Origin of the sequence: Bremerella sp. JC817 (assembly GCF_040718835.1) — a bacterium.
In the GTDB taxonomy this organism is placed as follows: Bacteria; Planctomycetota; Planctomycetia; order Pirellulales; family Pirellulaceae; genus Bremerella.
Genome location: NZ_JBFEFG010000240.1, coordinates 90,211 through 113,495 on the forward strand (window position 1 = coordinate 90,211; position 23,285 = coordinate 113,495).

Consider the following 23,285-nt stretch of genomic DNA (forward strand, 5'->3'; position numbering starts at 1 on the left):
ACGAACAACCACCCTCCCCTGCGAGATGATCCCGCGAATGTCCGACTTTGTGCGAGTTGCCGCTTTAAGCGAAATCCCCGATCCTGGTAAGAACGTTTACGAAGTGGACGATCGATTTGTGATCGTCATTCATGCCGGCGGGCAGGTCTTCTGCCTGGACGATGTTTGCACGCACGACGACGGGCCACTCGGAGAGGGTGAATTGTTAGGAAACGAGATCGAATGTCCTCGGCATGGAGCCCGGTTTGATATCAAAACGGGCAAAGCCACCATGATGCCGGCCACTCAGCCGACGCAAGTCCACGAAGCAAAGATTGAAGGCGACGACATTTACGTTCGCCTCGTTGATTGAGAAGGAACCCAGCGCATGGAACTTTCTGAAGATAGCGTCCGCGAACAACTGAAGAACGTGATCGACCCTGAACTGTTCGTAAACATTGTCGATCTCGGGTTGATCTACAACGTCGACTTCGCCGAGATGGAAGAGTCGGAGGGCAAGAAGGTCCTGATCGACATGACGATGACCAGCCCCGCCTGTCCGGCCGGTCCGCAACTGGTCGGCAGTGCCAAGCAGTTCGTCGGGCAGATGGAAGGGGTCGGGGAAGTCGAAGTGAAGATCGTGATGGATCCTCCTTGGACGCCGGACCGCATGACCGAAGATGCCCGCGATCAGCTTGGAATCTTCTAAACAGTCGACGACGACTCAAGCCCCTGGCGCGATCTTACTGCGACGGGGCCACCAATCAGCACGACACCATGCTATGGCGTCGTGCTTTTTTATTTGCTGAGCAGCTTGAAATCGATCGAGTTCGGGCCCTTCTCTACGACCGCCGTTAGTTCCGATCGCCGGTTATATTGGGCCGGAATCGGATCTTTGAACGCTGGCCCGCGATAAGAAGGATCGCGGAGCGGAGGCGTCGTTTCGATTCTTACCCGATGCTCGCCAGGCACCGCTCCCATGGTCGTCCGAATGTATCGCAATTCGTAACGACCTTGTTCGTCGGTCAGTCCGCTGGAAGGTCTTCCTTCCTGCGGAGCAAAAGTGACTTCCGCGTTAGGATACGGCTTGCCATCCAACGTGACCGTTCCGCTGACCAGACCCATGTCTCCGTATTGGTTGGCAGAGCAGCCCGCGAGAAACAACGCCAGGGCCAGCGATGGGAGCGCCATGGCGTTTCTCAGATACATCCGCATTTCGCAATCTCCTGAGGCTAGATTCTGAGCGTCGTGGAATGTCGTGCGATTCCCCAAGAACTAGAAACTTCCCAGGACGTTGCCATCCTGCCGGTCGGCCAGGCCATTCAAGATGGCGAAGTCCATCGTTTCCGATAGAAAGCGAACCGAGCCATCGGTCAAAGCGGCTTCGACTCCACCAGGATGGGCCGAGACGAGCGAGATGTTGCCGAAGTAATTCTCCGTCGTTCCAGCCCCGCCGTAGGCCGCGATCGGGTAGCGAATGGTGGTGACGTTAGCTTCCCAGTTATCGGCGGAGTAGCCGCTGCTCCAGGTACGCCCGGCATGGCCGCCGCTACGTTTGGCGACTTTGTTGCCCGAAGCGTCGATGAAGAAGTCGCTCTGCTCGCTCACGATCATCGTGTTGCTGGTACCGTCGGTGGCACTTTCCAGGCCGATCGCGTTGACCGAGCTGCTGATCGGCAGCATCATCCCGTTGAAACTGGCCCGACCATATCCCCACGGATTCTCGTAATAATTGAAGGTCGAATCGACCGAGGTCGTGCCTCCCTGATAGTAAGAGCCCTCGATCCCCACATAGCTGGTGACCTGCAGGCTGACGGTGCCATTGGCCGTTGTGTTCTGGCTTTCGACTTGCGGCAGCGGACTCGAAGGACACCACAGGCCATCAACGCGAAGCTGATTCAAAATGGGGGCCGACGCACATGCATCGTCTTGCATCTTCCAGTCGCCCGAGAACTTGGTCGCGGCAATTTGCTGATAGGCGGCATTCTGTTCGATGAAAGGCAGAATCCTCACGAACCATGATGGGCCGTGTTCATTGCCTACCAGGTGGGGCGCGGCATTGTAGGGAAGCTTGCGATAGGTGTCGTGATAGTTGTGCAGTGCCAGGCCGAGTTGCTTCAGATTGTTGCTGCACTGCATTCGCCGAGCAGCCTCACGCGCTTGTTGAACGGCAGGCAAAAGCAATGCAATTAAAACACCAATGATCGCGATCACGACCAACAATTCGACGAGAGTGAACGCCGAGCGCAACGAAGATTTGAGACGCATACGATTTGTGCTCCGGAATAAACAACGCGATAGATATCTGGCGAAATCCTTCGCCAAGCGCGGGAGCATGAGGGGGCATTAGGGAGGTGGATTGCCCATTTGGTGGCTAGAAGGAAACCATTGTGGGGAAATGGATTCCACAGTCTCAATATAACAACACATCGAAGGGATACGACTAAACGGGATGCATTTTGTAGCGAATTTGTTCAAGACGTTTATCTGAGTTTCCTGCAAAAAGCGTTTGCTGCCGCTGGGGCTGTTATCCGCGAGAACCTACGGCTAGGCTGCGGTTTTGGATTCATGATGTCAGGAACCAGCATGGGTGCTGTTTTCATTTACGAGCTGATTACTGGCGGTGGTTTGCACGCGATCGACGGCGCGCCAGAGCCAAGCGGGTCTTTGCTGCACGAAGGAATGGTGATGCTCTCCGCGATTGTCGCAGACTTCGCGGCCATTGAAGGGATGGAAGTCACCGTGCTTCGCGATGCTCGGTTGAGCCCGCTCGATATCGCCGCATCGCATCAGATCGTGGTGAATGATTCGGAAGAAGAACGCACTGCCTTCGATCAGGCCGCCACGGCGACGGACGCGACCCTTGTGATTGCTCCGGAGTTTGCAGGCTTACATCTCGAGCGAACGCGCTGGGCGGAACAGGCCGGCGCCGCCTTGCTGAGTCCTGGCTCCGATTTCGTTGCGATCGCCAGCAACAAGTGGCACACCTTTCAGAAGTGGCGAGAGGCCAAGGTACCGACCGTCGATACCTTTCGCATCGTCGATCAGGCCAGTTGGCGTCATCTGCTCGAGCTGCCGGTGATCACCAAACCGGTCGATGGAGCAGGCTCCGAGGGAGTTCTTTCTTGGAATGCGGGAAAAGAGATCGACCCGGCCCTTTGGGAGGACGAAACATTTCTCATTCAGCCCAAGATGTGTGGCGATTCCATTAGTTGCTCGGCGCTGGGAAGTGATAACGGTTTAAGTTTGCTTCCGGCCTCGATTCAGCGGTTGGATAAAGATTTCAAATATCTTGGAGGTACGTTGCCCCTCCCTTCGGAGATGAATGAGAGAGCGCATCGCCTTATGTCACAAGCAATTAGGACGTTGCCCCCTTTTCGGGGATATGTTGGGCTTGATATGATTCTGGGGCTTTGTCCCGAGGGTACAAACGATGTCGCGGTTGATTTAAACCCCCGGCTGACAAGCTCTTATGTGGGCCTGCGTCGACATCTTCGAGACAATCTGGCACAAGCCATGCTCGATGTCGTCGCTGGACGCCCCTACCAACCGAATGCGGGAAGCAGTCGAGTTGATTTTGAGGTTCTTTGATTAGAGGAAACGGGAAGTCTATGACCGTTCTGGGCGTCGACATTGGAGGAGCCAATATCAAAATTGCCACGGGCGACGGGTTTGCCCACTCGTTCCCCTTCGCCATCTGGAAGAAGAAACACGAGTTGGTTGTCAACCTGAAGCATGTGCTGGGCATGACGCCGGTCTTCGATCGTGTCGCGGTGACGATGACGGCCGAGTTGGCCGACTGCTTTGGCTCGAAGGCGGAAGGTGTCCGCTTCGTACTGGCCGCCATTCGCGAAGTCTTCGCCGAATATCCCGTGAAGGTCTATACAGTGACCGGCAAGATGGTGACGCTCGAGGAAGGGATCCTCGATCCGATGTCGGTCGCAGCCGCCAACTGGCATGCCTTGGGAAGCTTCGGCGGGCATTGGTTCAAAGGCAAGAACGGCCTGGTTGTTGACGTTGGTTCGACGACCACCGATATCATCCCCGTGGTGGGCGGTCAGGTTGCCAGCAAGTCGCAGTCAGACGTGCAGCGTCTGTTGGCCGGCGAACTGGTTTACTTGGGCGTCGAGCGAACTCCGATCTGTGGCATCACCGATCATGTCACCTTCCGCGGCAAGCGTTGCCCGACGGCGAACGAATGGTTTGCCACGTCGATCGACGTGCTGCTGGCCCTGGGGCTTTTCGACGAAGAGCCGGAAAATCATGGCACCGCCGACGGACGTCCGGCCACGCGTGAGTTCGCCAAGACGCGACTGGCTCGCATGATTTGTGCCGACGGCGACGAAGTGACTTGGACCGAAATCAACGAGATGGCTCGCGAGCTGAACTCGATTATGGTCAAGAAGATCGCGGCCGGTATTCGCCAGGTGGTCGAAGAGCAGAAGATGGAAGTCGAGTTGACGGTCATCAGTGGCCATGGCGATTTCCTCGCCGAAGCGGCCCTGGATGCTGCCGGCGTCGTGACCCATCGCGAGTACCTCACCGACTTGATCGGTGCCAACGCGGCTCGCTGTGCGCCGGCGTATGCCTTGGCAATTCTCGCCGAGAAGATGTGGGACTAACGCCTCCCAGCGCCACCCAGAAATGATATCTTGAAAGACGCCCAGGCAATGGTTTGGCCTGGGCGTTTTCGTTGCGCCCTGCCCTGCTGATATCGCTTTCGCAGAAGGGATGACGCACGTTTCGCTGGAACGAATGAGGCGGGATCTGGACGAATGACACTCAGCGTATGGAAGCTTGGCGGAAGTTGTTTCGACCTGCCAGATCTGAAGCAGCGGCTGTTGCGACTGCACGCCAGCGGCGACGCCGGTCAGCAAGTGATCGTGATCGCAGGGGGAGGCTTGTTCGCCGACGCGGTTCGCCAGGTCGATCAACTCCATTCGCTGCCTGGCGAATGTTCCCACCGCATGGCATTGGATGCGATGCGAATGTCGGCCGCCATGGTCGCGGCTCTGCTTGGCCAAAGTGGTCCGGTCGTCGATCCCGCCGAACAACGGGCAAGGCTTTTGCAGTCGGCGGATGACGGCGAGGGAGAGTCCTCGATTCAGGTTTGGGATGTGATCGATCTTTGGCACACGCTGGTGCCCGAGCTGGAAGATCGATTTGGCAAGTTGCCTGCCAACTGGCGTTTGACGAGTGATTCGATCGCGGCTGCTGTGGCTGCGTATGGCAACGCCGAGCGACTGGTACTGTGCAAATCGATCGATCGGCCCACTGGTGAGCCGGGAGCAAGCTGGGCAGAAGTAGATGCGATCGATCCGACGCTGCCACAACTGGTTCCGTTTCTGAAGCAGATTCAGTGGGTGAACTTGCGAAGCACACCTTAAGCGACGAGCGCAATAAAAAAGGGCCTCCCAATCGGAAGGCCCTTCTCTTTGCCGGAGATCTGGTCGAGCGAAGTTAGTTCCACCACCAGACGTTGGTCGTGGCGGAAGCGAGCTGCTCGGTTCGCAGCTTGTCCATGCCAGCAACGTTTTCGCTGTGGCTGGCGACTTCCCACGAGTTGATGTCGACGCCGCCCGAAGCGGTGATCACCCACTGGCGACCCTTCTTCATGGCACTGAAGAAAGTCGGCACGGTGTCTGGCACTGGGAAGGCTTCCAGTTTGACTGGGCTCGAATCGCTCTGGATCATGTCCAGTTCCAGGTTGGCCTTCTTCAGCAGTTGTTCTTTCTGCAGCAGAGCGGCGATAACGCACATGTCCATCACGTTTCGCAGATCGCCGAAGACCTTGTCTTCAGCCGACAGCTCTTCGTAGTTCTTGGTCATGGCATCAGCCCACTTCTGTGGGATCGCGCTGGTCTTGCCGGTCTGCGCGACCGAACCATCTTCGGCGACGATTTCGTCTTCGGTCATGGCCTTCACCCCAGGACCACGCAGCTGCCAGGCGAGGCCGTCTTCGCTCTGGGCGAGTGGCTGGTAGTTGCAAGCCAACCACCAACGTGGCATGGCGTTCTGCACCGCACGAGCCGAAGGGAGCATGTCGAGGTAGCTAGGCAGGCCACGGACTGGGCTTGGGTCAAGGTGCATGGCGATACGCTTCATGCGGAAGTCAGCAGCGACCAGCACGCGGGCGAAGTGGCTATCCTTGGGCACACCGGTGATGGTGATGACCTGCGAACCCATCGCACGTTCGACACCATCTTTGACGCTGGCGTCCATACGGGTCAGGCTGGCCAGGTAGTTGTCCAGGTTCTGGCGACCTTCGGCGGTTGGATCGATCGAGCAGGTGATGCCACCACGACGGGCTTCTTCGGTGGTTTGCATGGCGACGATGAAATCGTCCAGCAACAGAACCGGACGACCGGTGGTCACACCGACGACGTTACCCGATTCGTCAACCGTCCAACCTTCGGCTGGACCGGCGATGACGACGTCGTTGTTGGCTTCGTCGACGAAGACATATTCAATTCGCTGCAGACCCGCCATGTACTTCACGGCGTCTGGCAGCTTGCCGCCATTGTTCTGGACCGAAGCCTTGATGGCGTCGTTCAGACCGCGGAGCGAAACCTTTCGCATCTTGACCGGCATGGTCATGTCGCCGGGGACCTTTTCCATCGAATCGAGCATCAACTGGCGAAGTTGACGCTTCACTTCGGGCGGAGCCGAAGTGAGCTGACCATCGACGTTGATCGAGACACCACCCACGGCGTTTCGATTGTTGTTCAGGAATTGACCTGCCTGGACCAGCGTCGCGGTCATGGCAACGCCAAGGATCATCACCAGGGCAAAGCGAAAGCGCAGGTGCAAAAGGGCCTTCATTCGAGAGATCTCCGGTTTTATCGCGAAGGGGCGTCACGAAGTTCCAAATGCAGGAAGTCGCGGGAAGCCCACAAAGAGCACGTGATATGCTGGGTAACGACAGGAACGCATGCAGGTCGAAATTGCCCACATCCGCTAGTCCGACAAGGAAAGAAAATCCGCGCAAGTTGGGATTTCCATTCAATCTACAATAGTTCGCCTCGGAATTGGTTGCAAGGATTCAGCACGAATCCCGTTTTCCCAATCTTCCCCAACCGATCGTACCGGTTAAAGGAATCAGTCCGGCACCATGGCCGATACCTATCTTACCTAGATGTCCCAGGACGATCGACTACGCCCAGCCCGGGGGAAATCGACGTAACTGACGCAAAATTAACCATCCCCCGTTTTGCGTCGAACCTTCATGTGCATATAAGTGTATTATTACGATACACGTCGGCACGACCGGTGTTGGATATCAGGGGTGGTGTTACTTTCGCGAAACGGGTCAGCAAAAAAACGGAATGATCGCATATTTGATTATTCGAGAAGGTTCCAAGTGGACCGATGTCTTTCGCCTCGTCGAAGGGCAAAACGTGACGATCGGCCGTGCGCCCACCAACCAGATTGTGATCAAGGATGATCGCTGCAGCCGTTATCACGCAGAAATCTTCCTATCGCAGGGGGTATGGACCATCCGTGATCTCGATTCGCGGAATGGGACCACTGTAGAAGACTCCCCCATTCGTGGTGATCAGGCACTGACGCCAGGCAATATTATTCGCGTCGCCAACACCCAACTCGCCTTCGTCAACGATCTGTCTGCCGCTTTCCCCGATGGTTCTTCCAGCAGCAGTCATTTGTTCGACTCGAACGCGGCCGTCGATCAGACGATGGTTGGATACGACAGCGAACATGTACTGGATATCGCCGAACCAACGAACATCACCCACCGCCGGCAGCAGACCCGATTCTTGAAGCCGGAACGCGAAGACGCCAAAGAAGGCTCGGTCGTACCGCGTGTTGGTCGTGCTGCGGCTCGATTGTGCCAATTGGCCTTCGAGTTGGCTCAACAGGCCGACATCATTGCCGTGGCAAACCTGGCCCTGGAAGGTCTCTTCGAGAGCACCCAGGTCGACTCAGGCGCCGTCTTGCTTCTGCCGCGTGGGTTCAAAGGACCGTCGACGGAAAAAGACCTGGAACTGATCAGCTCTCGAACCGATAAGCTTCCGGTTTACCATCGCATTTCTCGCTTTCTGGCCAATACGGTGCTCCGTGAAGGGGAAGCAGTCTTGGCCCGCAACGTCACCGACGACAGCCGTTTCGGTAGCCGCGACAGCAAAGGGGATATCCATGCGACCAGTGTTTTGGCGGCCCCGATCCGGCAGAACGGCAAGGTCATTGGCCTGATTCATCTTTACTCGACCGATGCCGGCAGAATCCCGGATCCGGAAGACCTTGAGTTCACCTTGGCCGTCGCCGAGAACGTTGCCCTCGCACTGAAAAACCTGGAACGCCAGCAGGAACTGACCGAGACCATTTCGCAGTCGATGGTCGAGATCGACGAGCTGCGGCAGAAGCTGGGGGCGGAAAGCAATATCGTCGGCAGCAGTCCGCTGATCCTCGACGTACAGAAGCAGATTGCCCGCGTCGCTCCGAGCCGGGCCACGATTTTGATCACCGGCGAAAGTGGAGTCGGTAAAGAACTGGTTGCACGTGCGGTACACTTCGCGAGCACTCGCAAGAAAGGGCCGTTCGTCTGTTTGAACTGTGCTGCGCTGACCGAGTCGCTGCTTGAGAGCGAACTGTTCGGCCACGAGAAAGGTGCGTTCACCGGAGCAACCGATCGCAAGGTCGGCAAGTTCGAGGCGGCCCATCGCGGAACGCTGATGCTCGACGAAATTGGCGAGATGAGCGAAGCGATTCAGGCCAAGTTCCTCCGCGTTTTGGAAGGCCATCCTTTTGAACGGGTCGGTGGGAACGAAGCGGTTCAAGTCGATGTTCGCGTGACTGCGGCGACCAATCGCGACCTGGAGAAAGAAGTCGAACGGGGACGCTTCCGTCGCGACTTGTTCTTCCGATTGCGGGTGGTGGAAATCAATGTGCCTCCCCTGCGAAAGCGGCCGGAAGACATTCTCGATCTAGCTTCCTACTTCGTGCAAAAATACAACGCGGAAACAGGACGCCGTATCCTGGGGTTCACCCAGTCTGCGATCGATGACTTGAAGAAGTACCGTTGGCCTGGCAACGTGCGCGAGATGAAGAATGTCATCGAACGCGCGGTGGTTCTTTCGCAGACCGAACGCATCAGTTCGGACGATCTGGCGTTGTCGAACCTGACCGCCAGCAGCGATACGGCGGAACTAAGTGCCGTGAAGAGTGGGTACGAACCCCTCTCGCTCGCCGATCTGGAAAAACGGCACATCGGTGCCACGCTACGGGCAACCGGCTGGAACAAGAGCCGGACTGCGGGAATCCTGGGGATCGAACGTTCGACGCTCGATCGAAAGATCCGCCGCTATCATATTCAGCCCCCTGCCGAGGCCTAGCGGCGGTTGCTGGCGTTCAGATGGTAACGGTCGTAGTGATTGCGACCGTTTGGTTGTCTTGCAGAGTACCTCGTTCTTGGCGGACCATGAAGTGTGCGCGCTGCACTATCCCATACTTAGGTGATCAATTTATGACTAATTCTGGGTTTCAAAATCCCCTAATTGAGTGCACGCTATGTCTTCTGTCATGGAATCCTTTGCGAACTTGTCGGGTGCCAACAGTGTTCTGGCTGATGCCGTTGTTCATTCTGTCCAGAAGGCATTAACGATGTGCGGTGCGTCGGCCCGTTGTGTTGGTGTCGCGACGGTTCCTTTGCGAGACAAAGGCCTGGTGACGGGCATCATCGGTGTGCATGGCCGCGTGTCGGGCTTCATCACGGTGAACATGTCGGAGGTGATGGCGATCTCGGTGGTTGAAGGCCTGCTGCAAGAAGACTTCGGCAAGCTCACCAGCCAGGTGGTCGATGGTGCCGGTGAAGTCACCAACATGATTTGTGGTGGCATCAAGTCGCAACTGGCCAAGACGAACTTCTCGTTCCAGGGAATCACGGTGCCTTCGATCATCGTCGGCGAAGGCTACTCGATGGCGTTTGCCCGCGGGTTGGACTTCGTCAGCGCGACATTCGAGCACGACAATCCAGAGGCGGTGATGCTGGACGATCGATTGTTGTCGGTCAGCATGTGCTTTTTGAAACTGTAAACTCGGAATAACTTTCCGGTAGGCAACCAACCTCGCTTAGAAGTGGCTCGCCCAGTCGTCTTAAAATCAGGGCAAGCGAATCGGTTGGTTTGTCGAGAGAACGACGAATTGCATCCTTGCTGTCACACCGTTCCTGGGCGGGACTTCGTCGGTTCCATCCTCTCTCAGGCGAAGCGGAAGAATGCCTGAGAGATTATCGCTTCCTTACGGAAAACGTTACTGCGAAACGGGCAGCACTTCCAGCTTGCCAGCGTCTTCTTTCTGAGCAGCAACGGCACGCTCTACGATGGTCTGGATCGTCGATTCCGACTGGACGCCGATCAGGATCTGGCGACGCCAGCCATCCTTCGTCTTGCGGTACAAAGCCAACTGAGGATAGCCACCGCCTGACATGATGCGCTGTGCAATCCGAGGCTGAGCATCCGCGTCGACTTCCGTGTAAACGACACCGCTCAAGCGGCCTGCTCGCTTCAGACGTGGCATGATCGATTGCTTCATCGTCACGCACGCTGGGCACCAATCGGTACCAACCAAAACGAGCATTGGTTTGCCGGTTTCCATTGCGGTCTTGAATGCGTCGTCGTACTGTGCGGGTTGGTCACCGACGGCGGAAACTTGCAACAGAATGGCCAGGGTAATGCCGAGCATACACTAAGTTCCTTACTTAATTTTTGCCCCGGGAGGGCGAGTTGGGCCTGCGTTCTGGGTCACAGGTAATTCACAGACCACATAATCCAGAAAAATTGGGTGGGGTGTGATTGTTGGGGGCAGATCCCAGTCAGAGGTCGTGGATCAGGTCGCCTTCACATGAGACGCCTTCCAGCGTGCGGGTACGCTGGATCCAGTGTGTGGATACACGGTCGAACCCCCTTGTGTCGTCCACCAACCGTGGTTGAAGCGACGCCTGGGCCTGCGGGTTGGGCCAAGTTTAACGATTCAAGGGGACATGACAAGTGTCCAATTTGAGAACTTGCGGGAGACTTTTCTGATTGCCGCGGCAAGTCTTCTGAGAACCACATCTTGGAACTGGAGAAAAGATTTCTCATTTTCCACTAGAGTTGTGCTAGCGGAAATGCTTCAATAGTCGATAGTTACAGCAAGGCTGCCGCGTGGCCGCTCGGCAGTAGTCTCAAGGATGTCACCCGATATGGTGCTACATATTGGCGTGGTTGGATTGGGCTGTGATTGGGAATCACGACACCGCCCTGCCCTTCACTCGCTGCAAGATCGATTTAAGGTCGAATTCATTTGTGATGAAGTTGCGCTTCGAGCGCGCAACGCCGCTTCGCAGTTCAATGCGATGGCCCCAAACGGATTTCGACGAGCGATTTCCGCCGATCATATCGACGCGGTGTTTTTGCTCGATCAGCAATGGTCTGGCTTGCTGCCGATGCAATCCGCTTGCGCTGCGGGTAAAGCCGTTTATCTGAATACCGCCCTCGAAATGGACGCGGATTCTCAAAGCGAACTGGTCCGTTTGATCGAGACGACCAAAGTTCCTTTCATGATCGAATTTCCGCGGCGGTTCGCCCCCGCCACGATTCGTCTGAAAGAGTTGATCGCAACGCAGTTGGGCCAACCTAAGCTGATCTTCTGTCATCATCGCATCACGCCGGCGAATGGCAGCAACAGTCCGCGTTCGCTGATCATTCAGCGTTACCTGGCCGAGATCTTCGATTGGTGTCGTTACATCGTTGATGGCAAGCCTGAGTCGCTATTTAGCGTTAGTTATCCTCGCGCTGAACAGCCCAGCGACATCGAATATCAGATGCTCAGCGTTGACTTCCAATCGAAGGAAGACCCGGCCCGTCGCGTGGTCGCTCAGATCAGCGCCGGGACCTATCTGCGAAGTGATTGGCCTGAAGCCGTTTCTTTCCGTCCGCCCGCCGCGATGCAGGTTTGCTGCGAGAATGGCATCGCCTTCATCGATCTGCCCAATACGTTGATCTGGTTCAACGGTGCCGGCCGGCATATGGAATCGCTGGAAGGGGAACGCCCTGTCGGCGAACGCTTGCTGGCGTCGTTTCATCGACTGTTGGAGAATGGCAATCATCACTTCGATTGCCTGAATGAATTTCGCGAGTCAACTCGCGTGATTCAGGCGGCTCGGCAAAGCATCGCCGAAAACCGCCGAATTGTTTTCTAGCAGACCGCCTAGCGAACTTCTTCGGTCTGCTGCAGTTCTTCGATCCAAAGACGGATCTCGTTTTCATATTCCACGGCCAGGTCCCCCTTCACCAGTTGGCGATGGAACGAAGCCGCGCCTCCGCTTCGCAGATCGGCGTCTTCGGCCGAAGGAAAGCGACGCGACGGATCGGGGGCAATCAGCCGGCGACAGAAGTTCATCAGCAGTTCGTTGCAGGTGACTTCGTTCGGAAGGATGTCGAGCAACCGCTGAGCGAGGAAACGTTTGGTTTCCAGCAGTTCGCGGAAGTTCTGGATATGCCCGAACAGCGAACGCCCCGAGAGCATCTCGATTAACACGTAGCCCAGGCTGGCCAGATCGCTGCGTGGGGTCGCTTCGGCACCTTCCAGCACCTCAGGAGCCGCGTACGCAGGCGTACAGGTTCGCGTGTCGGGGGCGTTCTCGATCTCGAAGGCCGAGCCGATATCGATCAGCTTACCGGTCCCGGTACGCTTGAGCATGATGTTCGACGGCTTCACGTCGGCATGCACGATCCCTTCGCGATGCAGCGCCGCCAAAGCAGCGAGACAGTCACGCGCGATCGCCACCGCCACGCCCGGCTTGAAACGAGGCTGCTGCGGTCCCTTGGTCACCACCACCTGATTGATGTAGTTCCACCGTTCGTCCGAGACGCGCGGGCGGATTCGTTCGACCATGCCCGGTGTTGAAAGCTGCTGCAGGTCGTAACCATCGACCCATTCCATCACCATGATGCGAATGGAGCTTGAGTCGAGAAAGTTATGGATTTCAAGCAGGTTGTGCTGTTGGATCTGGGCAACTCGCGACGCAACCCGAGCATTGCGGGCCATTGCCTCGTTGTACTGCGTGGCGCTCTCGAAACGCTCGGGTGAGAAGACCTTAATAGCCAAAGGAAGCGTGAAGCCATTGGCACCACGCCGCTCGGTCAAAAAGACGAGACCTTGTCCGCCTGAACCAAGCAGGCGACGCAACGCGTAATGTTCCGTCCAACTGGAACGCTTGGCGTGGATTAGCGACTCGTACCGCTGGAGCAGTTCAACCGGGCACTTCCGCTCCGAGGCACCGCCAGTGATCGAAAGCGTCGGCTGAAGGTTCTGTTGGGTGGTAGTCAGCATAAGTGGCGACTTCCTGTCGGCGTCTTCGGGGTTCAAAACGCTCAATTTCCTTTTGCATGATAGGGGGAGGCGAATCGATGGGTAAAGATTCTTTCCCGTAAATAAATGAAAATCGGATGAAAGTAAATATCCCCTCGATTAACTGTGCTTTATCGGGGACTCGCAGCGTATTGGGGGGACGCCTACGAAGGCTTTCGAACCGGGAATCCAAGTTGCTTATCTACTAGATTAATTGGAGGTTGTCCGTCCAGGTAGCGTTTCAGGTTGGTACAAAACAGGGCAGTCGCATCGGCGTTGCGGGTGGCCCCTTGGGCACCGACGTGTGGTGTGATGATGACGTTCGACATCTCCCACAGAGGGCTGTCGTGTGGCAACGGTTCGATTTCGGCGACATCGATCCCTGCCCCAGCCAACTTGCCCGACTGCAAGGCTTCGATCAGGCAGACTTCTTTGACGACCTGACCGCGGGCCACGTTGATGAACCAGGCATCCTGCTTCATGGCGGCAAATCGGCCTTCATCGATGATGTGATAGGTGCTCGCGTTCAGCGGCAGAGTCAGGATGACAACATCTGATTCCGCCAACAGGTCGTCCAGGCGATCGGCCGGCCAAAGTTCTTCGACATGGTCCGGTTTGTCGTACGGAAACAAGTCAGTAGCGATGATCCGGGTTTGGAATGCCGACAGGATCTCGGCGATCCGGCGGCCATTTCCGCCGAGACCGACGATCCCAACCGTCTTGCCATGTAGGTCGTTGGTGGGGCGTCGGGTGTAATCTTTCACGTTCTGGGCCCGGAAGAAGACCGGCAGCGATCGGATCAAACCCAATAATAGAGAGAACGTTTGTTCGGCCACCTGGTTCGCGAAGAGGCCCGAGGCGCTCGAAACGATGATGTCCGAAGCGATGACTTCTGGCACCAGGCAGTGGTCCATGCCGGCCGCGGAAGACTGGATCCACTTCAGTTTTCCCTGCTTCACGACCTCAGGCCATGGCATCGGGACTTTGGCGTGTCCACAGAAGATGTCGGCTTCGAGGATTGCTTCGGCAATCCGCTCTTGCCCGGCGTCGATGATTTCGGCGTCTGGGGCGACCTGGGCGATGGCCTCGATGAATTCCGGCTGGGTCTGGTAACAGAGAGCGATTTTCATGGTGTTTATTCTTTATCGAGACGGCATCCAGGCAAGTGAAGGGGAACTATCGTAATCCAACCTGAGAATAGCGGCTATTGGTCTAGTTTGCCGAAGAAAAAAACGAACCTCAATGGTTTGCGATTGTCTGGCTTTTGCGACGGCGAATAATGGAGGCTCGCTTCACCGTACGTACCTCTCCCCAGGGCAACATGCTAGATACATTAGAACGCACTGATTCGTCGTCTCCTACCGACGAACATAGCTGGTGGAGTCGCCCTTGCGGGATCCGCGAATTGCTGTGGATTGCCCTCCCCCTGATCGCATCGACGGCATCTTGGTCGATGACTAGTTTTGTCGATCGGATGTTCCTCTTCTGGTACTCGCCCGAGTCGATGGCGGCTGCACTTCCTGCGGGAATGCTGCACTTTACGCTGCTTTGCTTCCCGATTGGTCTCGCTTCGTACTTGAACACGTTCGTCGCCCAGTACGACGGAGCTGGCAGGCCCGAGCAGATCGGCGCGGTGATCCGTAAGGGGGTGCAGTTTGGTGCCGTGATGGTGCCGCTTTACTTCCTAACCATTCCATTGGCCGCGTGGGCGTTTCAAATGGTGGGGCATGCGCCCGAGGTGCAGGTCCTGGAAGTCCGCTATTTCCAGATTCTTTCCTTTGGTGCCGGAGCTTCCGTCGTTTCGGCGGCCATGTCCTGCTTTTTCACCGGACGAGGCAAGACGACGCTGGTGATGTTCGTCGAGATTGGCTCGTGCGTTTTGAACGTTGTGCTGGACGGTTTGTTCGTCTTTGGCTTTTGCGGCGAGTGGCTCGAAGGGATCACTGGGGCGGCAGTCGCCACCACGGCCAGCCAATGGTTCAAGGTGATTGCCTACTTCATCTTGCTCTGGAAGCCAGCTCGCGGAGGCGAGTTCGGCTTGCTCGATTGGTCTCGGGACGAACCGGGCTTGCTGGGACGTATCTTCCGCTATGGATCGGCGAGCGGGTTTCAGGTGCTTCTGGAAGTCGGAACGTTCACCGGGTTCACTTTCTTGATGGGGCGGATGGGCCTGACGGCGATGACCGCGTCGACCTTAGCCGTCGATATTAATGCCCTCACGTTTGTGCCGATGATTGGGCTGGGGACCGGCATTGCCACATTGGTGGGGCGAGAGATCGGCCACGCCGACCCCCGGCGGGCGGCAACCGCCACATGGTCCGGGCTGGTGATCGCCGTGCTCTACGCCGGCACGATGGGAATGACCTATTTCCTGGTCCCTGACTTCTTCCTGGCGGCCCATGCGATGGGTATGGAGCCGACCGAGTTCGAAGAGATCCGCGTTTTGAGTATCTTTTTGCTCCGATTCGTGGCGTTCTTTTGCGTGTTTGACGCATTGAATGTGGTCGCGGTGAGCACCCTGAAAGGGGCTGGCGACGTCCGGTTCATCATGACCGTCGGGATTGTTTTCAGCCTAATTCTGGCAAGTGTGGGCTTCGCGTTCCTGTCGCTGGGCCAGATTCATGTTGCCGGCCTGTGGGTTGTCATGACCAGTTGGGTGATTCTGTTAGCCATTACGCACTGGGTGCGGTTCTTTACCGGGCAATGGCGTCAAAAGAATGTCATTGATCCCGCCTAAAATGGCGTATTGGGGCGTAGTTTCGGGGAATTACGCCGCTGGTTCTTGGCGAATTGGTCGGTTGTGGCAATAATTAATACTGGATGGATATTCATACACACCCGGCGCATCTGCCATACAAACGTGCCATCCCATCATTGATCTGCCACCCCCGAAAGAATCTTTTGAGGAGCTAGTTCCCTGTCTACCTCGAAATACCAGATTGGCTGGACTGCCATCGTTATTTTAGTCGTGCTCCGGTTATTGACCGGCTGGCATTTCTTCATGGAAGGATCGAAGAAAGTCAAATCTGGCGACTTCTCGTCGGCTGGATTCCTGCGGAATGCCAAAGGCCCCCTCGCCGATAACTTCCGGAACATGACCTTCGACTTGTACGGAGCCGAGCGTCTTAACAAGGACAACATTGCTGGCCGCGCGGCTGGCTATCGCGATCTGGCGATCGGCGAGTTCGGCGACAACATCGCACCGAAGGCGCAGAAGTCGCTCGAACGCTACCTCGGTCGTATCAATTACTACTTTGAAGAGAACGCCGAAGACATCGACAAGTACTTCAACGAAGTCCAGGTCTATGAAAAGAAGCGTCAGGATGAACGTTACCGTGGTGTGGCCCACTACGAGGATCGTTTGGCCGACAAAGACAAAGAGCTGTACAAGAGTCTGAGCAAGTGGACAAAAGAAATTGCCACTGCTGAAGCCGATTACATCGACGATCTGAACCGCATCGGCCAGGCCGAAACGCAGTCGAATCAAGCGATCTATCAGATCAACCCAAACATGGGAACTGTCGACCGTTTGGTGACTTGGGTGCTTTTTAGCTGCGGTATCCTGTTGATTCTGGGACTGTGTACGCGGTTAGCTGCTTTGGCGGTTGCCGGCTTCCTGGCTCAGGTGATGTTAGCTCAGTGGCCATTTGCCCACGGGGCCGACCTTACCTACGTTTACTATCAATCGGTCGAGTTCACCGCATTGCTGTTCATCGCAGCGATCGGTGCAGGCAAGTTTGCCGGGCTGGACTATATCGTTTGGAACTCTATTACCCAGTGCTGCAGCCGCGGTGCATCTAAATAAGGTGGAGTAAATCATGAATTTGAAACCAGAAGAACTCGCCGTCGGCAAGGAAAACTTCAACGAAGCTTTGGGGGTCAACCGTCGTGACTTCCTGAAAGGCGTTGTCGCGGCTGGAGCCGTGTCGGGTGCTGGCCTGGGGGCCATGTATTTCGGCTACTCGAAGGTCAAAGATCCGGTTCGCATCGGTGTCATCGGTACCGGTGACGAAGGTAGCGTGCTGATCGGTGCCTTGAATCCAGAATACGTCGACGTCGTCGCCATTTCGGACATTCGTCCTTACAACGTGCATCGTGCCTTCCACGGCGACCATTCGAGCCCAGCGGCCTTGGATGCTCGTAAGGGTTTGATGTCGGTCTACGACTGGAAGACCGAAGACGAAGCCAAGAAGCACGTGAAGGTCTATGCAGACTACAAAGAACTGCTCGCCGACCCGAACGTCGAAGCCGTTATTTGTGCTCTGCCGCTGTTCATCCACAAGCAAGTCGCTATGGATGCCATGGCCGCCGGCAAGCACGTGCTGACCGAGAAGCTGATGGCCCATACGGTCATGCAGTGTAAGGAAATGGCACGTATGGCCGAGGAACAGAACCTGTACCTCGCCACCGGTCACCAACGTCATTACAGCGTGCTTTACGACAATGCAGTGAACCTGATCCAGTGGGGCGTGTTGGGTGAAATCCATCACATCCGCGCTCAGTGGCACCGTGGTAATCTGCCAGGTGGCGATAGCTGGCAACAGCCACTGCCAGGCGGCGAAAAGCTGGCCGATGGCAAGGTAGTCGACGAAATCAAGGCGAGGATGGGTGCCTACAAGAAGCGTGCTGAATCGGAAAGTGATCCAGCACTGAGAGCTCAATACAAGGCGTTGTTCGCCCAGTACGAAGCTTGGAACGAAGACCGCAACATCGACCCAACCAAGTACGGTTACAACGACTTCAACATCACCAACCGCCAAGGCGAAGATCGCAAGATCTCGGCGATGGAAGAACTGTGCCGTTGGCGTTTGTGGGATCGTACCGGTGGTGGTCTGATGGCCGAACTGGGGAGCCACCAGTTGGACGCCGCGTCGATCTTCATCAGTGCCCTGCGTAAGGATGGCAAGAAGGCTCATCCACTCGCCGTCAGTGCGACCGGTGGCCGTCACATCTTTGGTTACGACCGCGATGCCGACGATCACGTCTACTGCATGTTCGAGTTCCCAGGCAGTGGCTACGACCCCGAATTCCCAGTCGGTTACTACGACAACGTCACCAACTGGCCGCCTAAGGGCAAGGGTGTTCCTTCGTACGACGAAGATCCACACAAGAAGGTTGTGGTGACCTACTCGTCCATCAACGGTAACGGCTTTGGTGGTTACGGCGAAGTGGTCATGGGTACCAAGGGTTCGCTCGTCCTGCACAATGAAAAGGACGTCGCTCTCTATAAGAACGGCGTTTCGGCCGACACCAAGCTGAGCGTTAAGAAAGACGCTGGCGGTCCAACCATGGACACCCAGGCCAGCGGTGGTCAGACGAAGGCAGCTTCGCTCGCCAACGCTGCGACTCAGGGCCCTGTCAGCCGTGGTTACACCGAAGAGATCGAACACTGGGCTTACTGCATCCGCAACCAAGATGCCGAGAACAAGCCGAAGTGTCATCCAGAAGTTGCCATGGCCGACGCCGTCATCGCTTTGACCGCACGTCTGGCGATTCAGCGATCGAACCAGGGCAAGGGCAGCTACGTTGCCTTCAAGGAAGAATGGTTCGACGTCCACAACGACGCGACGCCAGAGCAAGATCTGGCTTAATTGCCATCGCTTCCCAAGCTTAAAAAAAACGAAAAGGCTCAGTGAATTACTAACTGGGCCTTTTTTCATGGATGGGTCGCGACGCACGGTTGCGACCGGTCCAGCGGCGGTTTAAATTCCGCTTCTGCGAATTCTTTTACCCTGCCTTGAAGGAGATTGACTGTGGAACCATGGGCCATTGGCGTATTCGCCAGTATCGATGCCGGACTTGGAGTAAACCTGGATGTGGCCCAGGAGTTGGGTATCAAAACGATCCAACTGCACGCTCCCCATCAATCGTCGCGTACCCAGGAAAAGGTCGACGCCTTCAAGGCTCGCTTGAATGAACTCGGCATCACGCCAACGGTCGTCTTCGGCGGCTTCGACGGCGAAAGCTACGCCGACATTCCTACCACGCAAAAGACGGTTGGCCTGGTGCCTCCAGAAACGCGTGCGGCTCGTGTCGCCGAGATGAAAGAGATCGCCGATTTCGCCAATATGCTCGGCTGCAAGTGCGTTGGCCTGCACATCGGTTTCATCCCGCACGACACCAGCGATCCACAGTACGGCGAAGTTGTCGCGGTGGCTCAAGAGCTGTGTGATTACTCGGCCAAGATGGGCCAGAATGTTCACCTGGAAACCGGACAGGAATCTGCCGATGGCCTGCTGCAGTTCATCGGTGATGTTGGTCGTGAGAACCTGAAGGTCAACTTCGACCCTGCCAACATGATTCTGTACGGGACCGGCGAGCCGATCGAAGCGGTTAAGAAGGTTGGTAAGTACCTCGGCAGTGTGCACTGCAAAGACGCCAAGTGGGCCGCCAACCCAGGCCAGGAATGGGGCCAGGAAGTGCCTCTGGGCGAAGGGGACGTTGGAATGGAAGATTATCTGCGTGCCCTGAAAGAAGTCGGCTACGATGGTCCTCTGACGATTGAACGCGAGATCCCACAGGAACCGGAGCGTCAAAAAAGCGAAGTCGGCCAGGCCGTCACTTTGCTCACCGGTCTGAAGACGAAGATCCTCGGCTAATCGAGTTGGCCTGTTTGGCAGGCCGTGGTCGCAAAAACCAGATCAAAATTAAAAGCGGGATCACAATGATCGCCGCTTTTTTTAATACCAAGATGGCCAGCACCGAGCCGATGCCGATGGTCGCCAACCAGATCGGCAGCTTGCTGATTTGTGGGAACGCCAGCCAGACGACCGCCATCACCACGCCAATCCGCAGCAGAGCGGCCTGAAACGGTCCCAGATTCGACGTTTCGCCTCCCAAGAGCCACATTCCGCCCGCCAGCCCTAGCGTCAACAGCGCGACGATACCGATTTGTGATCGTTTCGAGAGCATGGGGCCAGTGCGGATTCAGGGAGGAAGAACGAGGCGGGGTGGCGTAGCTCGATCGCCGGGCGGTTAGATACGATCGAGCGTGTTCAGCCAGTTGGCCAGCATCTTGATTTCGGCCGGCGAGAGCTTGGTAGCTTCTTTGCTGGTCAGTTCTGACTCGATGACCGGGTACTTCATCTTCTGCAGAGCTTCGACTTGGCTCTTCAAGGCCTTGGCAGAATCAGATTCGGCTGCTGCCATGAAGACGATTTCCAGTTGGTCGAGCGGTTCGTTGTCTGGAATGTTGGTGCCGCGTGGAATGCCAGCTTCGATGGCGACCGAACCGTTCTGCACGTCGCGGTTCTCGAAGCCATGAATCAGGGCCAAGGCCCCGCCGGACTTGCCACCCAGAACAATCGTGCGGTTGGCGTCGATTGGGTAGTTGTCTCGCACCCGATCAATCATCTTGCGAACAACCGAAGCTTCCGGGCGCGTCCAACGCGAGTCGTTGGCAGGCGAAACCTCGAGGACGGCGAAACCAAACGCCTCGGCTTCTTCCTTCCAACTGTCTCGCTGCGGCTCGAATTTGAACTCGGCATCGTTCAGCAGCACAACCAGGCCTAGCGAAGGGAGCTTCTTGGCGATCTCAGGCACAAATAGCTTGGCGGCATTCTTTTCTTCGGCGAGTTGGAATTCGCTTTCCCCGGTGACCACCCCTTCCTGGGCCTCGGCATCTGCGGCGGCCGTTTGGGGCGGAGCGTCGCTTAAGAATTTCGACGGCACACTCTTGGGAGTCACCTCGATTGTTTCTTCCTTGCCATCCCGCAGAACGACCAACTCGTGGGCGACTTCGGGTTCGGCCGTGGCGACTGCCGTCCGAAGCGAGAGTGGTGTCGAGATCTCGGCATCGTCGTACTTCACAATCTGATCGCCAGCCTTCAGTCCGGCGGTCGCTGCTGCCGTGTCGCCGAACACATGGTAAACGATGGCAACGTCACTTTGATTGCGATCGAGCAGCACACCTAGCAGCGGGCGATCGTAGGGAATCAGTTCGGCTGCCAAGGTCACGCTCAGGTCGAGCGTTTCTTCGCCACGTTTCACTTTGAAGTCGATCGTATCGCCTGCATACGCTACGCCCAGAATGTGTTTCAGTTGAGCCTGACGTTCGATTGGAAGGCCGTTCGCACCGACCAGAATGTCTTTCTCTTGAATACCAGCGACCTGAGCAGGGCTGTTGTAGCGAACCGCCGCGATCTCGGCCTGATCGGCGACGATGTCGTTCCCTTTCAGGTTGATCCCCAGCAGGCCTGGTTTCAGGTCGGTGCCTTCTTTCAGCGTGTCGACACGCTGCAGAATTTCGGCCAGCGGGACCGCAAAGCCAATCCCGGAGTCGTACCATTCTGCGCCGCCAGTGGTGCCAGGATCTTGCGGGGAAAGAGGCGTCAGGATACCGATCACGTGGCCATGAATATCGATCAGCGGACCGCCATAGTTATTCGGCGAGATTTTGGCATCGGTCTGCACCGCCTTGCCCCACACGCGATGGGTGGCGCTGACGATCCCGACCGAGACCGAGGGAGAATCGGCGGCGAACGTTTTGCCTAAAGCAATCGCCCATTGCCCTGGCCGCAACTCGGTACGTTCGGTCGTTTCAGGCACTGGCAGTTCCATTTCGGTCTCGACCTTTAGCAAGGCGAGGTTCCGACTGGTGTCTTTTGCGATCAGTTTCGCGGCGACGCGTTTGCCATTGGGCAACGTCACCAGGATGCCGCTGGGCTGCTGGATGAACCCGATGTAGCTCGAAATGATAAAGCCGTCGGGCGAGATGATCGTGCCGCTGGTTCGGCTGGCACCTTCCAGCGGTCCGCCACCTTCGACCAGGCCGCCAACCGTTTCGATCTGGACGACGCTATCGGCGACCTTATCGACGGCGTTTTTAATGGCGACCTGTTCCGCGACATTCACTTCCTGAGCGGACAGCGGAGCGAGAACCAGGCAAACGCTTTGCACGATTGCGAGTGTCAGGATGGAGAGCGACTTCGACATTATTGCAATTCGTTGAGAGTGAGTTCGACCAGTTGTCCGTCCCGTAAAACGGTCAAAGAAACGATGTCGTCCCGATCCATGTAGCTAAGCTTTTCGATCAACGCCTTCTGGGACGGAATGAGCGTTCCATCGGCGTACAAAATCAAGTCGTCAGGCTGCAGCTTGGCCGATTCCGCCAGCGAACCTTTCTCGATGCGTTCGACGTAAGGTGGCGTCTTGTCGAGAACATCGGGCACCAGCACCAAACCGGCATGCTTCAAGGTGAGCGGCGTTAGCGGCTTTTCCATTTCTGGATCGACGATCGGACGCGAGCGGCCAGCCAGAAGGTCTTCGATTGGTTCGCGAAGCTGAGCAATCGGAATGGCATAGTTCAGCCAGATGTCGTTTCGCGAGCTGCGGAGTTCTTTGCCGAGCAGACCGGCGAAGTTGCCTTGTTGATCAGTCAGCACGCCACCGGCGGCACCTGGGTTGTTGACGATCGCGTCGACAATCAGCACTGGGCCATGATAGGCGGAAGGAAACGCACTGCGGCGAGCTTCCAGGGGCGTCACGGCGGAAACATAACCGCTGAGAACGCTGGCCGCTTCATCACCCGCTGCGATACCAAACAGGTTACTAAAGGAAAGGATACGATCGCCTGCTTGCGGCGAGACCCCTTCGTCGAGGTTGAAATAAGGCAGGTTCTGGGCATCGATCTTCAGCAGGGCAATGCCGAAGCGAGGATCGGCCGCGGAAAGTTCCGCCACGAAGTGGCGGCCATCGTCGAGCACAATCGTAATGACGCTGGAATCGAGAACGTAGCTCCATGCCGTCAGGATATGTCCTTCCGGAGAAATCAGGCTGCCCGACTGATAGGACTCGAGCCCACGCAGCCCCCCTGCCCCGTAGATCTTGACGATCTTCCGCTGGACGTCCTGGGTAACCTCTCGCAAGGTCGATTCTGCGTTGAGCGAGCCAACAGGCAGTGCGACACAACAGGCCGCGACGATCAGTAGTCCCAGTTTGGCAAACGCGTTCCGTTGCAT

At 56.6% G+C, this 23,285-nt stretch carries 21 protein-coding genes; 12 read left to right on the plus strand and 9 right to left on the minus strand.

Going from position 1 to position 23,285, the window contains the following annotated elements:
- Positions 1 to 37 precede the first annotated feature (37 nt).
- A complete protein-coding gene (locus AB1L30_RS02015; protein WP_345085453.1) occupies positions 38 to 352 on the plus strand; it encodes a non-heme iron oxygenase ferredoxin subunit in 315 nt (104 codons plus the stop codon).
- A gap of 15 nt (positions 353 to 367) precedes the next feature.
- Positions 368 to 688, plus strand: a complete 321-nt coding sequence (locus AB1L30_RS02020; RefSeq protein ID WP_367011655.1) for a metal-sulfur cluster assembly factor — start codon at positions 368 to 370, stop codon at positions 686 to 688.
- An 89-nt stretch (positions 689 to 777) separates the two neighbouring features.
- Here the strand turns inward: AB1L30_RS02020 and AB1L30_RS02025 are convergent, their stop codons facing one another.
- Together AB1L30_RS02025 and AB1L30_RS02030 are read right to left on the minus strand one after the other, a co-directional pair.
- The gene (locus tag AB1L30_RS02025) at positions 778 to 1,170 is read right to left on the minus strand and encodes a carboxypeptidase-like regulatory domain-containing protein (RefSeq protein ID WP_367011656.1); all 393 of its coding nucleotides are present in this window, start codon (positions 1,168 to 1,170) and stop codon (positions 778 to 780) included.
- 84 nt (positions 1,171 to 1,254) lie between these two features.
- The gene (locus tag AB1L30_RS02030) at positions 1,255 to 2,247 is read right to left on the minus strand and encodes a DUF1559 domain-containing protein (protein WP_367011657.1); all 993 of its coding nucleotides are present in this window, start codon (positions 2,245 to 2,247) and stop codon (positions 1,255 to 1,257) included.
- Between the two features lie 120 nt (positions 2,248 to 2,367).
- Between AB1L30_RS02030 and AB1L30_RS02035 the strand changes: the two genes are divergently transcribed.
- From AB1L30_RS02035 to AB1L30_RS02045, 3 genes are all read left to right on the plus strand, one after another.
- The gene (locus tag AB1L30_RS02035) at positions 2,368 to 3,570 is read left to right on the plus strand and encodes an ATP-grasp domain-containing protein (RefSeq protein ID WP_367011658.1); all 1,203 of its coding nucleotides are present in this window, start codon (positions 2,368 to 2,370) and stop codon (positions 3,568 to 3,570) included.
- A gap of 20 nt (positions 3,571 to 3,590) precedes the next feature.
- Positions 3,591 to 4,601: a hydantoinase/oxoprolinase family protein gene (locus AB1L30_RS02040; protein ID WP_367011659.1), complete on the plus strand. Its 1,011-nt coding sequence runs from the start codon at positions 3,591 to 3,593 to the stop codon at positions 4,599 to 4,601.
- Between the two features lie 153 nt (positions 4,602 to 4,754).
- Positions 4,755 to 5,366, plus strand: a complete 612-nt coding sequence (locus AB1L30_RS02045) for a hypothetical protein (RefSeq protein WP_367011660.1) — start codon at positions 4,755 to 4,757, stop codon at positions 5,364 to 5,366.
- Positions 5,367 to 5,439: 73 nt separating this feature from the next.
- Here the strand turns inward: AB1L30_RS02045 and AB1L30_RS02050 are convergent, their stop codons facing one another.
- The gene (locus AB1L30_RS02050) at positions 5,440 to 6,801 is read right to left on the minus strand and encodes a DUF1598 domain-containing protein (RefSeq protein ID WP_367011661.1); all 1,362 of its coding nucleotides are present in this window, start codon (positions 6,799 to 6,801) and stop codon (positions 5,440 to 5,442) included.
- Between the two features lie 503 nt (positions 6,802 to 7,304).
- On the opposite strand from AB1L30_RS02050, the gene AB1L30_RS02055 reads away from it, so the two are divergent.
- The gene (locus tag AB1L30_RS02055; RefSeq protein WP_367011662.1) at positions 7,305 to 9,329 is read left to right on the plus strand and encodes a sigma 54-interacting transcriptional regulator; all 2,025 of its coding nucleotides are present in this window, start codon (positions 7,305 to 7,307) and stop codon (positions 9,327 to 9,329) included.
- Between the two features lie 175 nt (positions 9,330 to 9,504).
- Entirely contained in the window at positions 9,505 to 10,029 is a 525-nt protein-coding gene (locus AB1L30_RS02060; protein WP_367011663.1) for a chemotaxis protein CheX, read from the plus strand.
- Positions 10,030 to 10,245: 216 nt separating this feature from the next.
- Here the strand turns inward: AB1L30_RS02060 and AB1L30_RS02065 are convergent, their stop codons facing one another.
- Positions 10,246 to 10,677, minus strand: coding sequence for a thioredoxin family protein (locus AB1L30_RS02065; protein WP_367011665.1), 432 nt, complete (start codon positions 10,675 to 10,677; stop codon positions 10,246 to 10,248).
- A gap of 499 nt (positions 10,678 to 11,176) precedes the next feature.
- On the opposite strand from AB1L30_RS02065, the gene AB1L30_RS02070 reads away from it, so the two are divergent.
- Entirely contained in the window at positions 11,177 to 12,175 is a 999-nt protein-coding gene (locus tag AB1L30_RS02070) for a Gfo/Idh/MocA family oxidoreductase (RefSeq protein WP_367011666.1), read from the plus strand.
- Positions 12,176 to 12,183: 8 nt separating this feature from the next.
- On the opposite strand, the gene AB1L30_RS02075 is transcribed toward AB1L30_RS02070, so the two are convergent.
- Positions 12,184 to 13,308 (minus strand): serine/threonine-protein kinase, encoded by a 1,125-nt coding sequence (locus tag AB1L30_RS02075; RefSeq protein WP_367011668.1) that lies wholly within the window; start codon positions 13,306 to 13,308, stop codon positions 12,184 to 12,186.
- A gap of 182 nt (positions 13,309 to 13,490) precedes the next feature.
- Positions 13,491 to 14,456, minus strand: a complete 966-nt coding sequence (locus AB1L30_RS02080; protein WP_367011669.1) for a D-2-hydroxyacid dehydrogenase — start codon at positions 14,454 to 14,456, stop codon at positions 13,491 to 13,493.
- Between the two features lie 191 nt (positions 14,457 to 14,647).
- Between AB1L30_RS02080 and AB1L30_RS02085 the strand changes: the two genes are divergently transcribed.
- The 4 genes from AB1L30_RS02085 (at position 14,648) to AB1L30_RS02100 (ending at position 19,925) form a co-directional block, all read left to right on the plus strand.
- Positions 14,648 to 16,063, plus strand: coding sequence for an MATE family efflux transporter (locus AB1L30_RS02085; RefSeq protein WP_367011671.1), 1,416 nt, complete (start codon positions 14,648 to 14,650; stop codon positions 16,061 to 16,063).
- A gap of 264 nt (positions 16,064 to 16,327) precedes the next feature.
- The gene (locus tag AB1L30_RS02090; protein ID WP_367011672.1) at positions 16,328 to 17,131 is read left to right on the plus strand and encodes a DoxX family membrane protein; all 804 of its coding nucleotides are present in this window, start codon (positions 16,328 to 16,330) and stop codon (positions 17,129 to 17,131) included.
- 13 nt (positions 17,132 to 17,144) lie between these two features.
- A complete protein-coding gene (locus tag AB1L30_RS02095; RefSeq protein WP_367011673.1) occupies positions 17,145 to 18,917 on the plus strand; it encodes a Gfo/Idh/MocA family oxidoreductase in 1,773 nt (590 codons plus the stop codon).
- 162 nt (positions 18,918 to 19,079) lie between these two features.
- Entirely contained in the window at positions 19,080 to 19,925 is an 846-nt protein-coding gene (locus AB1L30_RS02100; RefSeq protein WP_345085404.1) for a sugar phosphate isomerase/epimerase family protein, read from the plus strand.
- On the opposite strand, the gene AB1L30_RS02105 is transcribed toward AB1L30_RS02100, so the two are convergent.
- The 3 genes from AB1L30_RS02105 to AB1L30_RS02115 all read right to left on the minus strand — a co-directional run bounded on the left by AB1L30_RS02105 (position 19,894) and on the right by AB1L30_RS02115 (position 23,285).
- A complete protein-coding gene (locus AB1L30_RS02105; protein ID WP_367011674.1) occupies positions 19,894 to 20,238 on the minus strand; it encodes a hypothetical protein in 345 nt (114 codons plus the stop codon). The genes AB1L30_RS02100 and AB1L30_RS02105 overlap by 32 nt on opposite strands.
- 63 nt (positions 20,239 to 20,301) lie before the next feature.
- Positions 20,302 to 22,260, minus strand: a complete 1,959-nt coding sequence (locus tag AB1L30_RS02110; protein ID WP_367011675.1) for a PDZ domain-containing protein — start codon at positions 22,258 to 22,260, stop codon at positions 20,302 to 20,304.
- A complete protein-coding gene (locus tag AB1L30_RS02115; RefSeq protein WP_367011676.1) occupies positions 22,260 to 23,285 on the minus strand; it encodes a trypsin-like peptidase domain-containing protein in 1,026 nt (341 codons plus the stop codon). The genes AB1L30_RS02110 and AB1L30_RS02115 overlap by 1 nt, the downstream gene beginning before the upstream one ends.